We start from the raw sequence: 16,903 nt of genomic DNA on the forward strand, positions 1-16,903 counted from the left end.
TCACTCCACGCCGATGCGCAGCGCGGCTGCAATCGCCCAAGGTGCTGTGGCTACGGCTAAGAGCAATACACCTGCAAGCGGCCACAACCCTTGCGAAACCGGCAACCCGAGCGCCGCAGCGCGCATCGCCCCCGCCCCAAAGATCAGTACCGGCACATAGAGCGGAAACACCAGGATACCGAGCAACAATCCACCGCGCGGCAAGCTGAGAGTCAACGCCGTACCGATCGCGCCAATCAACGACAACACCGGCGTTCCGAGCGCCAAGGCAGCCGCGGCCGCACCGGCCATATCGGGCGAGGCCCCCATCGCGAGCATCACCCCGGGCGCTGCCAGACAGAGCAGCAGGCCACTGACCAGCCAATGGGCCAGCACCTTGGCCAACGCGATCAATACCAACGGCTCCGGCGACAGCCGGTACTGCACCAGCGTACCGTCCTCATAATCCGGCCGAAACAGCCGCTGTAGCGATAGCATGGTGGCGACCAGCGCAGCCATCCATATCAGCCCTGGCATTACGGTACGAACGCCCCCCGGCGACCCCGAACCCGCCAAGGGAAACAGCGCAACCAGCAATACGAAGAACAGCAACTGGTGCAACACGGCCCCCCGCTCGCGCCAGCCGATACACAGATCGCGCCGCAGCACCGCCAGAAATACACTCAACATTGATCCAGATCGAGTACATCGACTTCGCCCAGAGCCAGCGGCTCGTGCGTACTATAGACGACGATGCCGCCGGCAGCCGCATGGGCCGCGACACGCGCAGCCAATTGATCGCGGGCTACGGTATCCAGACCAGCGGCTGGCTCATCCAACAACCAGAGTCTAGCCTCGGTCACCCATAGGCGCGCCAGACTCACACGCCGTTTCTGTCCGGCGGATAAGCGAGCGCAGCGGCGCCGGCGCAGCCGCGACAGGCCAAGCTCGGCCAGCACATCACATAGAAGCGCCGTCGCCACCGGCTGTCCGGCCAGACGCATTAACCACGACAGATTTTCAATCGGCGTCAGCGCAGCGTGCAGCGCATTATCGTGGCCGATGTAACAAGGCGCTTCCTCAATCGGGCTGGCATAGCGGCCAGCCTGCCATTCGACACAGCCCGCCGGCGGCAACACCAGCCCCGCGATCGTTTCCAAAAACGTCGTTTTACCGGCGCCATTAGCCCCCTGAACATGCAGCAACGAACCCGGGCGCAGATGACGATCGATCCCCGAGAATAAGGTTCGTCCGCCGCGCTGAACGCCCAGCCCGCGGATCGCCAACCAGCCTGCCGCGGGTGCAACGTCTGAATCGAACGAGCCCTGCTTCACAAGAAAATTCAAATATGAAAACGGTAGGTAATACATCGGTTCGCCAAGCGAACCCACAGGTGTTCACAGCATGGAGGCCCGTGCTGCAACTGTCTCGATCCAGTTCGGCGCTTTTTTGAGCAAGCGCCGAACACAACAAACGCTAGCCCTGAAGCCCGCTCATATGACCGACTGATATCCGGATACAGAGTCAGCGTATTGTCTTGTGCGGCCAGAGCGGCCCAAACTTTAGTCTGTAGATCTACCGAAGCCGCCCCGGTCGAACGATGATAGCGTACTCATCGGTGCTCGAGACCCGCGTCAGTCTGTACGACCGAGGGTACTTCCCAACCCACCTTCTGTTGCTGCGTGAAGGGTTCGCGACCCTCGCCGGGCGCCCCATCTTTCAAATTGTTGACTTAAGTCAACTGCGGCCACTAGCCGGCGCTGACTTTGTTATCTAATATAACAACATCAGCGCTCGAGGATGCTCAACCTGCCGGCTAGTCGGTCCCCATAAGCCGTGCGTGTAAGGCTAGCAGCTTGCACCGGGCGCTGTCTTTCCTACCCCGATTCCGTCCTACAGGCCCACGATGGCCTCCGGCGGCATCTCGTCAGACAATCCGCTTCTAAGAGGTGCCAACAGCGGACAATGCCCACACTTGAGATGCCCCGCCAAAAAGACGAGATTTATACAGCAGAAAATGGTGGGAATCGCATTTCAGGTCCGCTACCAAGACCAGCCAGCGGATCTTGCCGCAGGTACCCAATCGCAAACAAGCCACGATCGCTGCCCGCCTGTAGACCAACGGTTTCTTGAATTTTAAAGCGTGCTCGGCGCTGATCGCGAACTAGCGCACGGTAACCAAAGGCTTAGGGGGCCTTTTGCTGCAGTCAGTTTCCGCAGACTAACGCGGGTCTCAAGCTACATTGGCACAGTAACACTAATTATTGGACGCCAAGATCAGTAGTTGTGCGGAGCCTTTAGGCAGTGCGCTTACCACCTCTTCTAGAACCGTGTTTAAACGCGAGCCGACATCCCGCGAGTCGCGGCGACCAGGTTTTTGAATACGCCGTCCCAAGGCGAACAACCCACCCTGCCGCAGGCCTAACCATGCTCAAGGCAACGGTCGGTCATCAGTCAGTAACACACCCGAAATACGTCTTTTAAGCACATCGATTAAGACGTCGACCACCACACGCGACGGTACGGCGACCGGTTTTCGTTCGCGCATAAAAAAACCTTGTGATGCATGCATCACAAGGTCATGTAGATGGATGGTCGGGGTAGCAGGATTTGAACCTACGACCTTTTGCACACCATGGCGACGCCGAAATGCGAGGTATGCATCTGAAAATTATGCAGTTTTAAAGGAAATAAGCGAAATCAAAACAATCAATCTGCATTATTTTAATCAATTAGTTGTGATTCCATTTGTCTCACCAAACACACGACGCGAGACCAGCCCCCGAACTCCCGCGATAAAGCGCATTTCGCGCATTACTATCCAACCCGGCCCGCCTTTGTCGATGCGCCGATACGGGAAAACAACGCATCATCAGGTCGTCGTCTGGTTGCAACACCTGGAAGGTCTGAATACTATCTCGCCCGTCGATCGTAAGTGGATGTATATGAACGAGTGGGTGTCGTCGTCGCCGAATGATCTGCCCGATTTTTTGATCGCTGGTGCGATGAAGTGTGGGACCAGCACGCTCCACTGGCTACTTGATAGCCATCCGGATATACATATGCCACGCGACGAAATCGGCTTCTTTGATATCGATGACGTCTATCAACACAGCGATTTTTGGGTGCATCGCAAAAACCGGTGGCACCGACCGAGCGTTATAGACGATCCCGACCACTATTGGCGCTGGTATCGCGAACAATTCAAAGGGTCCGGGCACGAATCAATTGTCGGCGAGGACTCAACCACCTATCTAGCTTCGGCTCGCGCTTTCGAGCGTATTGCAGCTCAGCCCAAGCCGATCAAGATAATTGTTTCGCTGCGTCACCCGGTGGACAGGGCCTATTCACAGTATTGGCATGAATTGAAAGCCGGACGGGCTCGATACTCATTCGAAGACACTGTGACGATGGCGCCTCATATGGTTCTTGGGCGAAGCGAATACCGCGACCAGATCGCTAGGCTTCTACGCCATATTCCGCGCGAGCAGATCTTTTTCTTTGTCCTCGAGGATTTTCTAGCCGACCGCGCGCCATACCTTAACAATGTGTTCGATTTTCTCGGCGCCGACCCGGCTCGCTTCGATAACTTGAACCTTGATATACGAGCCAACCTGAGCAAAACACCCCGAGCGCCGGCCCTGCATCGCGTGAAGAACGCGATCATGCAACGGCGTATACCGTCTCGATATTCAGCCCGCCTGGGGTTTGACGCTGACCGAACGATCGGCCGACGCATGGCGAATAAGATCAGCCACTATGCCGACCGACTAAGCTTGTCGACTGACATTCGACCGCCGGCGATGCGGCCAGGTACTCGCGACATGCTCGACAGCTATTTCAGCGAGCAGTTTCGCGACCTGAACGACCTCGTAGGTTTCGACCTGCGAGGCCGCTGGTTCGAGTAGCTATTCGGCAACCCAGTTAACCACGCCCCCGGCTGTGCCGGTGACGGTGAATACGCTCCCGCTGGACGCAGACACATAGGCCCCGACGCCATCGGAATCGACAGGCTGTAGCGTGACCACCGGCGTTGTTACCCGAGGATACGGCAGATCAACATCAACGGCGCCCTCAGTGCCGATCGTGGCCCGGCCCGCCATTTTCCCATTGCTATGCAGCGGGAACGTGGTCAGTTGCCCGAAGTAGTTCGAGACATAGAGATACAGGCCATCTGATGCCACGCCCTCGGTCTCGCCGCCGTTTTCTGATCCCGATACATAAGAACCGGCCTCGGTCGCGGGGTGGTATGAATAGCTCTTGTCGAAACCGATACCGCCATCGGCCGCCAGAACGATGCGAAGGGCCTGGGTAGGCGCCGCGCCGTATCGCTGGCACCGAAGATAACCCCCAGATGCAGCGCGCCGTCGCAGTAGCAGTAGCAGTAGCAGTAGCAGTAGCAGTAGCAGTAGCAGTAGCAGTAGCAGTAGCAGTAGCAGTAGCAGTAGCAGTAGCAGTAGCAGGCATCTTGTAGCCGGATAACTCGCTCGGTTTGCCATTTCTGGACGAATACAGCCGTTCCGTTGGACTCATCGTCACTGAGTCCGGATACCAACGCGCCGTCCCCGTTATCAATCTGAGATTGATCGTTACTTCCTGTGCCGAGCAGCAGCTTGGCAACCTCCAGCGGCGTGCCGCTATTGTCGACATAGGCCAGCACGGTGCGCGTCTCATCAGTGAACACCGCGCGGATCGCCTTATCGGCCGAATCGAATACACCAGTGATCGGAACGAGAACCGAATCCGACAGAGCGAAATTGTCGAGCTTCGACGACGCCGAGTTGATGATCCGGATTCCGTTGTCGTCGGCCTCGTTTTCGAATCTCAACGCATCGTGAACCGCCGAGTAATCGACGCTGTTCATATGAGTGCAACTGTGGGTACTCGATCCGGTCTTATTGGTTGTGTCCCAACGGTCATACTGGCTCACGAATCCATCAGGTACATCGCCGAACTGCAACAGCGTGTCGCCGATGAACGTCATTCCCTGGGATTTGTTATCCCATGCGTGCCGCGTTGCCCGGGTCTCGGCACTGATTGCGCCAAGATCATCGATCCGCCGATCTTCAGCTTGAAACACAAAACCAATTTGCGGCGCATAGCTATCGTCAGGGTTCGCACCGAAATCTCGGGTTGATCCAGTCATTTCTACGCTAAACCACCGCATCCACCTGGCGTCAGCTTCAAAGACCTGCGCTATGCTGGTGTCGTTGACCAGATGGACCGCAAGAAAATCACCGCGCCGAGCCGGGATATAGATATCAAGCACGTTCAATCCGCCAGCCTTCAGCGCGAGCCGCTGGCTGGAAACCTCGTCTATGGTTTGATCTTTGAGCGCCCACGAAAATTCCATCCCCGGCCGGCGGCGGATGGATGATGCGCACATCGATAGCGCAGTCGACAGAACCACCGAACGCGTGTACTTGACGCACAAAGCCATCGCACTGTAGCGGCTCAGCCGGGCCGCGGGTGTACGTACCCGGCAGATCCGGGCCAGAGCGCAGATTTTGACGTGCGATGCCAATAATTTGCGTTGCCGGGAACGCCCGCGCCGCCAGTGGCCACTACGCCACCAGCCCGCCGCCCACGTACTACGAAATCAAAAGTCTCGGCGGCGACCGATACTGTGCAGCAGGATGGCGCGAACGAGACATCCCGGCGCTCTATGGCCACGAAGACGTCGACACAACCGAGGGCTACCTCGAAGGCCACGAACCGCCCTGGGAAGACGTCGACTGCGGCCTGAGCCGATGTTGGGCTCAAATTGTGTTCAATTTGACTCAGCGCATTTTCGAAACGTCGCTAAGCCGTTGTTTTAATGGTCGGGGTAGCAGGATTTGAACCTACGACCTTCTGCACCCCATGCAGACGCGCTACCAAACTGCGCCATACCCCGACAGCCTGCGCATCATACCAAAACTCAGGCCGTCACAACATGCTATCGGCCCAATTCCTGAACAATCGATTCGAGTTCTTGGCGAACCGCGGCCAATGAGTCCACAGCACGGTCCTCGCTCGCCACGGCTGCCAGTTTACGGCCCTTGGTATCGAGCTGCAGACGAGCGCCCTGGATAGTGAAACCTTGGTCGTAGAGCAGCGTCCGGATATCGCGCACGATTTCTATATCGTACCGCTGGTAATAGCGACGATTGCCTCGTCGCTTAGCCGGTTTCAGCTGAGGAAATTCCTGCTCCCAATAACGCAGGACATGCGATTTTACCCGACAGAGATCACTGACTTCTCCAATCGAGAAGTAGCGCTTGTCGGGAATCGACGGAAGCGGTTCTTCAGGCTTCTTGGTCAACGCGGGATTCGACGCGAGCCCGCATTTTCTGACCGGGCTTAAAGCTGACCACGCGCCGTGCCGAAATCGGAATCTCCTGACCTGTTTTGGGGTTGCGGCCCGGGCGTTCGTTCTTATCGCGCAGTTCGAAATTGCCAAAGCCGGATAATTTGACATAGTCGCCGGCTTCTAGCGTCGTACGGAGCTCTTCAAAGAAAAGATCCACGAACTCCTTGGATTCCCGCTTATTAAAACCCAGCTCTTCGAACAAACCTTCCGTAAGATCCGCCTTGGTTAGCGCCACCTTTTACCCCCTCAATTTAGCCCCGCAACGCGCGTGTAACGCATCGATAACGGTGGTTATGATCTGATCAACTGATTCGTCATTAAGCGTGCTCGTTTTATCTTGGAAAATCAAGCTCAAGGCCAAGCTCTTGAAACCGGTTTCCAAGCCCTCGCCGCGGAAGACATCGAACACGTCAATCGACTGAATCAAATCACTATTCACCGACTCGACCGCTGTAAACAACTCGGCCGCAGGCACATCTTCGGGCACCACGAGCGCCAGATCGCGGGTCATCCGCGGCTGGTCAGACGGCAACTCGTACCGAACCGGGTTGCGCACCAACAGAATGTCGCGATCGACTTCGAACAGATACGGGAGCTCACGTCCCTTGTAGCGCTTGGCAAATCCAGGGGCAAGCTGGCCAATCCAACCGACGGCACGATCGTTCAGATAAATCCGTGCCGACCGACCCGGATGTAATGCCGGATGGGCTTCGGGCCGGAATACAGGGCTGTGGCCGGCCGCAGCGAATAGCGATTCGACGTCGCCACGTACATCGAAGAAATCTAGCGGACGCTCGGTTTCGTTCCAGTGCACCGAGTGCGCACTGCCCGAGGCCAACCCGGCCAAGGTATCGACCTGGGCCATACCATGTTCGGCCGTGCTATCCGGCCAGAATCGCAGGCCCCGCTCGAACAGCCGAACCCGCGCTTGTTGGCGGCGGGTGTTGTATTCCCAGGAGCCCAACAATCCAGCCCAGAGCGTACGACGCATGGACACCATTTGATCCGAGATCGGGTTATCCAGAGCGATCGCATCGGCCTGGCCAGTCAGCTCGGCGTGCAGCTGCGGCTCGACGAAGCTGTAGGTAATCGCTTCATGATAGCCCCGCTGGCGCAGCGCCTCGCTGGGCAACACCGCCTCGAGCGCGGCACCGCCAATCGCCTCCGGCAAGGATACACCGCCAGCCTCGGTAGTCAGTCGATCATAGCCATAAACCCGAGCGACTTCTTCAATCAGATCGGCCTCGATCGCCAGATCGTAGCGCCAACTCGGTGGCGTGACCCGCCAGTGGCCGGGAGCAACACTTTCGCAGGCCGCGCCCAGACCGACCAATGAAGCCTCGATGACTTCGCCGCTGATCGGCTGGCCCAGCAGGCGCTCGACGTGATCGGCCTGTAGCTCGATCTCGCGCTCGTCTTGCCAGACGGGCTGGCCGGCGACGATCAGCGGCGAGCCGCATTCTCCGCCGCCGAACTCGAGCAGCAAGCTCGCCGCCCGGCCCAGAGCAATGCCGTGCAGCACTGGGTCGACACCGCGCTCGAAACGGTGCAGGGAATCGGTATGAATCTTATAGCGCCGCCCTTGCCCGGCAACCGCGGCCGGCGTGAAACAGGCCGCTTCGAACAATACCCGCGTGGTATCGGCATCGACCGCGGTACGATCGCCGCCAATCATGCCGGCGATTGCGACCGGGCCTTCATCGTCGGCAATCACCAGCGTATCGGCCAGCAGTTCGACATCTTCGCCATCGAGCGTCACGATGCGTTCGCCGGCCCGGGCGCGCCGGACCTGGATCGCACCGATGAGCTTGTCGGCGTCGAAGGCATGCATCGGCTGACCGAGTCCGAGCATGACATAGTTGCCGATATCGACCGGCAGGTTGATCGCCCGCACACCAGCCCGGCGCAGCCGCTCGCGCATCCAGACTGGCGTCTCAGCGCCGGCTACGATGTCTTCGATATACTGGGCACCATAGGCTGCACAGAGATCCGGCGCTTCAATCGATACCGAGGCAACCGAGTCACGGGTCGGCACCGGCGCTACGGCCCGGGCATCCGTCATCGGCATGTCGAAAGCGACCGCTACCTCGCGCGCCACGCCACGGATGCTCAGACAATCGCCGCGATTCGGCGTCAGATCGACTTCGAGCACCGTATCCGGCAGCCCGAGATAGTCAGCCAACGGCGTACCGACCGGCGCGCTGGCCGGCAGTAACCACAAACCGCTGGTGTCGGCACTCAAACCCAACTCGGCCGCGCTGCAGAGCATGCCGTTCGAGGCGACACCGCGTAGTTTGGCAGCCTTAATCTGCATGCCATTGGGTAGCGTCGCACCGACCGTGGCCACCGGCACCCGTACGCCGACGGCCACATTCGGCGCGCCGCATACGATCTGGTTGCGGGCGTCACCGGTATCGACGCTACAAACCTGGAGCTTGTCGGCATCCGGGTGCGGCTCACAACTCAGTACCTTACCGATCACGACGCCGGTCAGATCCGGCGCAGCCGGCTCGATTTCATCGATTTCCAAGCCGGCCATGGTCAACCGCTCGGCGACCTCGTCGGTATCCGCCGCAACCTCGACCCATTCCCGCAGCCACTGCTCGCTGATCCTCATGACGCTCCCTAGGCGAACTGCGCAAGCATGCGCAGATCGTTGTTATAGAACTGGCGCAGATCGGTCACCCCGTAGCGCAGCATGGCCAGGCGCTCGATGCCCATACCGAAGGCATAGCCGGCATAGCGCTGGCTATCCACGCCGGCCGCATTCAAGACGTTGGGATGCACCATGCCGCAGCCCAACACTTCCATCCAGCCGGCACCGGTACCCAGGCTACGACCATCGATATCGACTTCGGCCGAGGGTTCGGTGAACGGGAAATAGGATGGTCTGAACCGTAGTTTCAAGTCGGTTTCGAAAAACGCTTCGAGAAACGACTGCAGCTCGGCGCGAAGCTCGGCAAAACTGACCCGCGGTGCCACGTACAGCCCCTCAACCTGGTGAAACATCGGGCTGTGGGTACGATCCGAATCGCAGCGATATACCCGCCCGGGGGCGATGACACGGATTGGCGGCTGTCGGTTTTCCATGGTCCGGATCTGGACCGGCGATGTATGCGTGCGCAGCAGCAGACGGCCTGCATCCAGATAGAACGTATCCTGCATGGCACGCGCAGGATGATCCGGTGGCACATTGAGGGCTTCGAAGTTGTGGTAGTCGTCCTCAATTTCCGGGCCTTCCACGGCTTCGAAACCGCGCTGCCCGAACAGCGCCTCGATCCGGCGACGCGTGAGCGTGATCGGATGCATGGCACCGGGCCGCTCACCGCGACCGGGCAGCGTGACATCCACCGACTCGCGCGCCATGCGTTCGGCAAACTGCTGTTGCTGAAGTGCTTCGCGTCGTTCCTCGATCGCTTGGGCCAACGTCCGCTTAATATCGTTGATCGCCGCGCCGGCCGATTTACGCTCCTCAGCCGGCAACGATCCCAACGACTTCAGCCGTGCCGTAATCTCACCCTTCTTGCCGAGCAACGCCACACGATGCTCATCGAGCGTCTGCAGATCCTCGGCACCAGCGATGTCGGACAGCGCTTGGTCGCGCAGCTGTTCGAGTTCAGTCGTCATCCGCTCGGCCCTCCCGGCCAATCATCGAGCCCGTATTTTCAGACCCCATATACACAAAAGGGAAAGGCCGTGGCCTTTCCCTTTTGGTGCGTCTCGTCGTGAAGTCGCACGCTGGTACGTGCGTAACGACAATCAGCTATGGGCGGCCTTGGCCTGCTCCACGATCGCGCCGAACGTCGCTTTATCGCGCACGGCCAAGTCAGCCAGGATCTTGCGATCCAGCTCGATGCCAGCTTTTTTCAGACCGTTCATCAGCGCGCTGTACGACACGCCATGGGCCTTGGCACCGGCGCTGATGCGCGTAATCCACAGCGAACGGAAATCGCGCTTGCGGTTGCGACGGTCGCGATAGGCATACTGACCGGCCTTGATGACGGCCTGATTGGCCACCCGGAAGGTCCGGCTACGTGCGCCGTAGTAGCCTTTAGCCTTCTTGAGAACTTTCTTGTGACGGGCCTTGGCCGTCACGCCGCGACTGACTCGTGCCATTTTCGCGCTTCCTGCTGTAGTAAATCGAATAGAAAGCGCGCCGATATCGGCGCGCTACGAAATATCGGATTTCAAGCCGACGGCCTATTTGTAAGGCAGCATCCTATCCATCGACGGCTGATCAGCCTTGTCAACCAGAGTTCTCTGGGCTAAGCGCTGCTTACGCTTGGGCGCCTTCTTGGTCAGGATGTGGTTGCCGAAAGCACGGCTGCGCTTCAGCCGGCCGCTTCCCGTACGCTTCAAACGCTTGGCGGCGCCACGGTTGGTTTTGATCTTAGGCATACGACTCTCTCTAGGCTCGACTGTGACCGCAAACGGCCGCTATTTCTTGGTGTGCTTGGGCACGCCCTTCAGCGGGGACATGACCATCGTCATCAAGCGACCCTGCATTTCCGGCCGTTGTTCCACGGTCGCCCATTCCTCCAAATCGGACTGGACGTGTTGCATCAATTCCATACCGAGTTCTTGATGGGCCATCTCGCGACCACGAAAACGCAACGTGATCTTGATCTTGTCCCCTTCTTCCAAGAACTCTTTGAGCTTCCGCAGCTTGATGTTGTAGTCGCCCTTATCGGTGCCTGGGCGAAACTTCACTTCCTTAAGCTGCGTCTGCTTCTGTTTTTGCTTGCCGGCCTGCTGTGTCTTCTTTTTCTCGAAGACATGCTTGCCGTAATCCATGATTCGGGTTACGGGTGGTTTCGCGTTCGGCGAAACTTCGACCAGGTCGAGATCGTACTCGCCGGCCTTGGCCAACGCATCGTCGATCGACATGATGCCAATCTGTTCACCCTCGGGATCGATGACTCGAACTTCCCGAGCGGTGATCGCCTCGTTTCTGCGATCTTTTTGTGCAGCAGCGATTGTCGACGTCCTCCTTGCTAAGCCGGTGTCGCATTCCGCCGAATGGTTCGGCGGAAGTAAAGCGCGCGATTATATACAAAGAATCGCACAATTTCCATCGGCTTCTGGTTCAATTTCGGTTTTTGATCTGCGTGGTCGCCCGCTCGACGAAATCAGCCACCAGCATGGGGCCGAGATCCTCTCCTTCACGGGTTCGGACCGCGACCGCACCATCGGCTTTTTCTCGATCACCGACTACCAGCAGATACGGTACACGTTGCATCGTGTGTTCTCTGATTTTGTAGCCGACTTTTTCATTTCTCAAGTCCGTATCGGCCCGCAAGCCAGCATCTCGCAGCGTATTCGCCAATTCAACCGCATAATCTGCTTGGGCATCGGTGATATTGAGGATCACCGCCTGAACCGGCGACAGCCAGACCGGCATCGATCCCGCATGGTGCTCGATTAGAATGCCGATGAAGCGTTCCATCGAACCGAGGATCGCCCGGTGTAGCATGACCGGCACCTGGCGATCGCCGTTTTCATCGACGTATTCGGCGCCTAAACGCTGGGGCATCGAGAAATCGAGCTGGACCGTGCCGAGCTGCCAGACGCGGTTCAGACAGTCGCGCAGCGAAAACTCGATCTTGGGGCCATAGAACGCCCCCTCACCCGGCTGCAGCTCGAAATCCAGCCCCTTGTCTTCGAGGCATCGCTGCAGCGCTGCTTCAGACTTGTCCCAGATCTCGTCGGAACCGACCCGTTTTTCAGGACGAGTGGAGAGCTTGATCAGCACCTCATCGAAGCCGAAGTCAGCATAAACTTCGTAGAGCAGATCCGTGAACTTCGAGACTTCCTCGCCGATCTGCGATTCGGTACAGAAGATGTGGGCGTCGTCCTGGGTGAACCCGCGCACGCGCATCAGCCCATGCAGCGTGCCCGAGGCCTCGTTGCGATGGCAGGAGCCGAACTCGGCCAGGCGCAGCGGCAGATCGCGATAGCTTTTCAGGCCGCGGTTGTAGATCTGAACGTGTGCCGGGCAGTTCATCGGCTTGACCGCGAACTGGCGATCCTCGGAGCCGGTGATGAACATGTCGTCGGAGAATTTCTCGGCGTGGCCGGATTTCTCCCACAGCGACAGATCGATCAGCGACGGCGTATGGACTTCCTTGTAGCCTTCGCGATCCAGACGCGCGCGGATATAGTCGGTGATCTGCAAATAGATCTGCCAACCGCGGTCGTGCCAGAAGATCATGCCCGGCGCTTCTTCCTGGATATGGAAGAGATCCTGCTTGCGGGCAATCAACCGGTGGTCGCGCTTCTTGGCTTCCTCGAGGAAGGCTAGATGCGCCTTAAGATCTTTCTCGCTAGCCCAGGCCGTGCCGTAGATACGGGTCAGCATTTCGTTGTCGGAATCGCCGCGCCAGTAGGCACCAGCCAGACTCATGAGCTTGAAATGCCGCAGATGCCGCGAGTTGGGCACGTGCGGGCCCTTGCACATATCCACGTAGTCTTCGTGGTGGTACAGGGCAATAGTCTCGTCTTCCGGGATCTCGCGTACGATCTCCTGCTTGTAGGGCTCGTCGCGATCGACAAAGGTCGCCAATGCCCTGTCCCGCGTGACCACCTCGCGGATCACTTCGTGATCGCGTTTGGCCAGCTCGTGCATGCGCGCCTCGATCGCTTCGAGATCCTCGGGCGTGAGGGTACGACCGATGTTGATGTCGTAGTAGAAGCCGTCCTCGATCACTGGCCCAATCGCCATCTTGACGTCCGGATACAGCGTCTTGAGCGCCTGACCGAGCAGATGGGCACAGGAATGGCGGATAATATCCAGGCCGTCCTGTTCCTTGGCGGTCACCAGTTCGATCCTGGCGTCGTGATCAATGGGCACACAGGCATCCGCCAGTTCACCATCGATACGTGCCGCCAGCGTGGCCTTGGCCAAGCCGGCGCCGATCGATTCGGCGACCTGCATGCCAGTCACGGGATGATCGAACTGTTTGACGGAGCCGTCGGGGAGCGTGATGGCAGGCATCTATAACGTCCTGTCAGTGGCGGCCGATACGAAGAGCCGCATGCATGGCCGACTCATTGCGAGCCGCGGAAGCAAAAAAGCCGCCGGACATGAGCCGGCGGCTATTTCGGTATCTGGTAGGCGCGGCCGGATTCGAACCAGCGACCTCTACCATGTCAAGGTAGCGCTCTAACCAACTGAGCTACGCGCCTGTTGAGGTGCGAGACAATACCGACATCCCCGGGGTTCGGCAAGCCTTTTCGCAAAATTTTTTGATTCGTCCCGTCATGAGCCGTCTCCAGGACCAGTCCGCGAACGGCAGAACGCCCCGCTGCGCACCAACCACCCGCGACATGGCTCGGATGGCCCAGTCCCAGCGTCGGCATTGTCGACTGGCGCAGCCACTGGTCATGGCGCCGCCCGGATCGGTCACTGGCACCATGCCAGCCGCCTACTCTAGAAAGGCTGATCCGCCCACCCGACCGCTGGCGCTCTCACTAACGCACCCCTGCCCGTCGGATGCGGGTCTCGACGCCGATAAAGATAACGTCGCCGAACATGTCTTCAACCTGTCTGCCCCACGCCATCACCGAGCCGACAACGATTGCGCCCAGCTGGGCCACGGTCGCTCGCACTAACTGTGCATCACCAGCGCGGCACGGCCCGCTGCTGCTAAAACAAAACCGTCGAAGGCGCCCCATAGAAACCGATCTGCTTCGAGCCTGCGCGCCGGTCGTCTTTTGGCTAGGGCTTCGGCTGATACACAGCCCCCCGGCATCGGGCACCAGTGATCAGACAATGCGTGCCCCAGGCCTTGCATGTCTGTAAAACCTTCAAGCCATATCCGGGATTCGCTGGGCCGCTTCCCAACCCGCGGCCGACCGGCGCGTCTGTCCGGCCAGCCACATCGGGTGCGACAACATAGCGTAGGGCCCGTCGTCACAAGATACGCCGCCGCATCCGCAGCCCTGTGGTGGCAAGCCAAGGCATCGTGAGCGTGGCGTAACTCTGCCACGTAAGGAAACGATAACGCCGGATAGCCGCCCCAGGGCTGCGGACCCTGGGGATGAGGCCCGGCCCTCGCACTATGGGGCGTTGTAGACCTTGAACGTGGGCCCGCTACGCTCGGCGGTCTGCGCCTTGCCTGACACCTATAGGCGGGCGTCGTGCGACGACGCGCCCTAGGCCGCGTTGAGGCGTCTTGCGAGCGCCGCGTTGCCACCCCAAATCGTGGCTGGCGAGGCGCCAGCCGCTGTATCGCGGCGTGCCACGATAACGGCTCGTCACGCAGCCTGGCGCGATCTTAGAAGTCTGCCTTCAAAACGACGGTGTTGGGCCGCAATCCGGCGTTGCCGCGCACTGGCGGCGCGCTATCACGCCGCACGCGCGGCGCCTCGGCTGGCAGCCCCACCGCCTTTGGCGCGGACTCGTATGAGACCCCAATATGCCCTAGCCAGCCTTGGCCGGCACTTCCAGGGCATGCTCGCGGACCTTGGAGATCTGATCGCGGATCTTGCCGGCTTCCTCGAACTCGAGATTCTCGGCGTGCTTGAACATCTGCTTCTCGAGCTTGTCGATTTCCTTGGCCAGTTGCGAAGCCGACATCTTGGCGTAGTCGACACCCACCTCGGCGACCTTCTTCTTCTCCTTGACCGCGCTGTAGTCCTCGTAACCGTGGCGCATGACATCGGCGACCGCCTTCTGAATGGTCCTGGGCGTAATGCCATGCTCTTCGTTGAAGGCGATCTGCTTGGCCCGGCGCCGCTCAGTCTCATCGATCGCCTTACGCATCGAGCCAGTAATCTGGTCGGCATAGAGAATCGCCCGGCCCTCGACGTTGCGGGCCGCACGCCCCATGGTCTGGATCAGCGAGCGCTCGGCGCGCAGGAAGCCTTCCTTGTCGGCATCCAGCACGCCCACCAGTGCGACCTCCGGAATATCCAGCCCCTCGCGCAGCAGGTTGATACCGACCAGCACGTCAAACTCGCCCAGCCGCAGATCGCGGATAATCTCGCTGCGCTCGACCGTATCGATATCCGAATGCAAATAGCGCACCGAGACCCCGGCCTCGTGCAGGTATTCGGTCAGATCCTCGGCCATGCGTTTGGTCAGCGTAGTGACCAACACCCGCTGTTGCTTGACGATCACGGTCTGGATCTCGGACAGCAGATCGTCGACCTGGGTCTCGGCCGGCCGGACCTCGATTTCCGGATCGACCAGCCCGGTCGGGCGCACCACCTGCTCGACCGTGTTGTCGGTGTGCTTGAGCTCATACGGCCCGGGCGTGGCCGAGACATAGATCATCTGCGGCGCGACCCGCTCGAATTCCTCGAACTTGAGCGGCCGGTTATCCAGCGCCGACGGCAGCCGAAAACCATATTCGACCAGCGTCTGCTTGCGCGCCCGGTCGCCCTTGTACATGCCGCCAATCTGGGGAACCGTCACATGCGATTCGTCCAGCACCATAACGGCGTCGTCCGGCAGATAGTCGAGCAGACAGGGCGGCGGCGCGCCCGGCTCGCGGCCGGATAGATAGCGCGAGTAGTTCTCGATCCCCGAACAGAAGCCAATCTCGTTGATCATCTCGAGATCGAACATAGTACGCTGCTCGATGCGCTGGGCCTCGATCAGCTTGTTCTGCGACTCGAAATACTTCACCCGCTCGCGCATTTCCTCCTTGATGGCATCCATTGCATCCAGGATCCGGTTGCGCGGCGTCACATAGTGCGTCTTGGGATAGATCGTCAGCCGCGGCACCTTATGGCTCACGGTGCCGGTCAGCGGATCGAAATAAGACAGCCGCTCGACTTCGTCGTCGAACAACTCAATGCGTACGGCCTCGTCCTCCGCTTCGGCTGGAAACACATCGATGATTTCGCCGCGCACGCGATAAGTCCCGCGCTCCAGGGTCATGTCGTTGCGGGTGTACTGAAGCTCGGTCAGCCGCTTGATGATATCGCGTTGGCTGATCGACTCGCCCTCGTCGAGATGCAATACCATCGCAAAGTAGGCCTGCGGATCGCCCAGACCATAAATAGCCGAGACCGAGGCCACCACGATCGTATCGCGGCGCTCGATCAATGCCTTTGTCGCCGACAGGCGCATCTGCTCGATATGCTCGTTCATCGACGAATCCTTTTCGATAAAGGTATCCGACGACGGCACATAGGCCTCGGGCTGATAGTAGTCGTAGTAAGAGACGAAGTATTCCACCGCGTTGTCCGGAAAGAATTCCTTCATCTCGCCGTAAAGCTGAGCCGCGAGCGTCTTGTTCGGCGCCATGATCAGCATCGGGCGGTTGGCCTGCATGGCTACGTTCGCCATGGTGTAGGTCTTGCCGGAACCGGTCACGCCGAGCAGCACCTGGTGCGCAAGCCCATCTTCCAGGCCCTCGACCAGCCCTTCGATCGCCGCCGGCTGATCACCGGCCGGCGCCCAATCCGCTTTAAGTTGCAATCCGTTATTCATGTGTCCAACCATTGGCTCGCCCATATTCGTTTGCAAGGGGCTTACGGATCAGCAACGCAATGCGATGTATCGCCTACGCAACAATCCCCAACTGCCGCCTTCCGGTCAGACGCTCTCAAAAACCCTGGAAA

General features: G+C 59.3%; 13 protein-coding genes and 2 tRNA genes. 1 reads left to right on the top strand and 14 read right to left on the bottom strand.

What is annotated here, in order from left to right; translation table 11 throughout:
- Both ccmB and ccmA read right to left on the bottom strand, forming a co-directional pair.
- Positions 1 to 669, bottom strand: a complete 669-nt coding sequence (gene ccmB / locus V5738_RS11545) for a heme exporter protein CcmB (protein ID WP_423820959.1) — start codon at positions 667 to 669, stop codon at positions 1 to 3.
- The gene (gene ccmA / locus V5738_RS11550) at positions 663 to 1,325 is read right to left on the bottom strand and encodes a heme ABC exporter ATP-binding protein CcmA (protein WP_423820960.1); all 663 of its coding nucleotides are present in this window, start codon (positions 1,323 to 1,325) and stop codon (positions 663 to 665) included. The genes ccmB and ccmA overlap by 7 nt, the downstream gene beginning before the upstream one ends.
- A gap of 1,245 nt (positions 1,326 to 2,570) precedes the next feature.
- On the opposite strand from ccmA, the gene V5738_RS11555 reads away from it, so the two are divergent.
- Complete coding sequence (locus tag V5738_RS11555; RefSeq protein WP_423820961.1) at positions 2,571 to 3,887, top strand: sulfotransferase; 1,317 nt, start codon at positions 2,571 to 2,573, stop codon at positions 3,885 to 3,887.
- Positions 3,888 to 4,111: 224 nt separating this feature from the next.
- On the opposite strand, the gene V5738_RS11560 is transcribed toward V5738_RS11555, so the two are convergent.
- The 12 genes from V5738_RS11560 to uvrB form a co-directional block, all read right to left on the bottom strand.
- Positions 4,112 to 5,365, bottom strand: coding sequence for a hypothetical protein (locus V5738_RS11560; RefSeq protein ID WP_423820962.1), 1,254 nt, complete (start codon positions 5,363 to 5,365; stop codon positions 4,112 to 4,114).
- A 433-nt stretch (positions 5,366 to 5,798) separates the two neighbouring features.
- Positions 5,799 to 5,875, bottom strand: a tRNA-Pro gene (locus V5738_RS11565).
- A gap of 42 nt (positions 5,876 to 5,917) precedes the next feature.
- Positions 5,918 to 6,283 carry a MerR family transcriptional regulator gene (locus V5738_RS11570; protein WP_423820963.1) on the bottom strand — a complete coding sequence of 122 codons (366 nt, stop codon included), beginning with the start codon at positions 6,281 to 6,283 and terminating at the stop codon, positions 5,918 to 5,920.
- Positions 6,267 to 6,566, bottom strand: a complete 300-nt coding sequence (locus V5738_RS11575; RefSeq protein WP_423820964.1) for an integration host factor subunit alpha — start codon at positions 6,564 to 6,566, stop codon at positions 6,267 to 6,269. The genes V5738_RS11570 and V5738_RS11575 overlap by 17 nt, the downstream gene beginning before the upstream one ends.
- Positions 6,567 to 6,569: 3 nt before the next feature.
- Positions 6,570 to 8,948: a phenylalanine--tRNA ligase subunit beta gene (gene pheT, locus V5738_RS11580; protein WP_423820965.1), complete on the bottom strand. Its 2,379-nt coding sequence runs from the start codon at positions 8,946 to 8,948 to the stop codon at positions 6,570 to 6,572.
- 8 nt (positions 8,949 to 8,956) lie between these two features.
- Positions 8,957 to 9,958 carry a phenylalanine--tRNA ligase subunit alpha gene (pheS, locus tag V5738_RS11585; protein WP_423820966.1) on the bottom strand — a complete coding sequence of 334 codons (1,002 nt, stop codon included), beginning with the start codon at positions 9,956 to 9,958 and terminating at the stop codon, positions 8,957 to 8,959.
- A 132-nt stretch (positions 9,959 to 10,090) separates the two neighbouring features.
- Positions 10,091 to 10,447 carry a 50S ribosomal protein L20 gene (rplT, locus tag V5738_RS11590; RefSeq protein ID WP_423820967.1) on the bottom strand — a complete coding sequence of 119 codons (357 nt, stop codon included), beginning with the start codon at positions 10,445 to 10,447 and terminating at the stop codon, positions 10,091 to 10,093.
- 84 nt (positions 10,448 to 10,531) lie between these two features.
- Entirely contained in the window at positions 10,532 to 10,729 is a 198-nt protein-coding gene (gene rpmI, locus V5738_RS11595) for a 50S ribosomal protein L35 (RefSeq protein WP_423820968.1), read from the bottom strand.
- A gap of 39 nt (positions 10,730 to 10,768) precedes the next feature.
- Positions 10,769 to 11,308: a translation initiation factor IF-3 gene (infC, locus tag V5738_RS11600; protein ID WP_423824171.1), complete on the bottom strand. Its 540-nt coding sequence runs from the start codon at positions 11,306 to 11,308 to the stop codon at positions 10,769 to 10,771.
- 109 nt (positions 11,309 to 11,417) lie between these two features.
- On the bottom strand, positions 11,418 to 13,325 hold the full coding sequence (thrS, locus tag V5738_RS11605; protein ID WP_423820969.1) for a threonine--tRNA ligase: 1,908 nt from the start codon (positions 13,323 to 13,325) through the stop codon (positions 11,418 to 11,420).
- A gap of 114 nt (positions 13,326 to 13,439) precedes the next feature.
- Positions 13,440 to 13,516: transfer RNA gene (locus V5738_RS11610), tRNA-Val, on the bottom strand.
- Positions 13,517 to 14,753: 1,237 nt separating this feature from the next.
- Entirely contained in the window at positions 14,754 to 16,772 is a 2,019-nt protein-coding gene (gene uvrB / locus V5738_RS11615; RefSeq protein WP_423820970.1) for an excinuclease ABC subunit UvrB, read from the bottom strand.
- Positions 16,773 to 16,903: the final 131 nt, after the last annotated feature.

This window comes from Salinisphaera sp. SPP-AMP-43 (assembly GCF_049568105.1).
In the GTDB taxonomy this organism is placed as follows: domain Bacteria; phylum Pseudomonadota; class Gammaproteobacteria; order Nevskiales; family Salinisphaeraceae; genus Salinisphaera.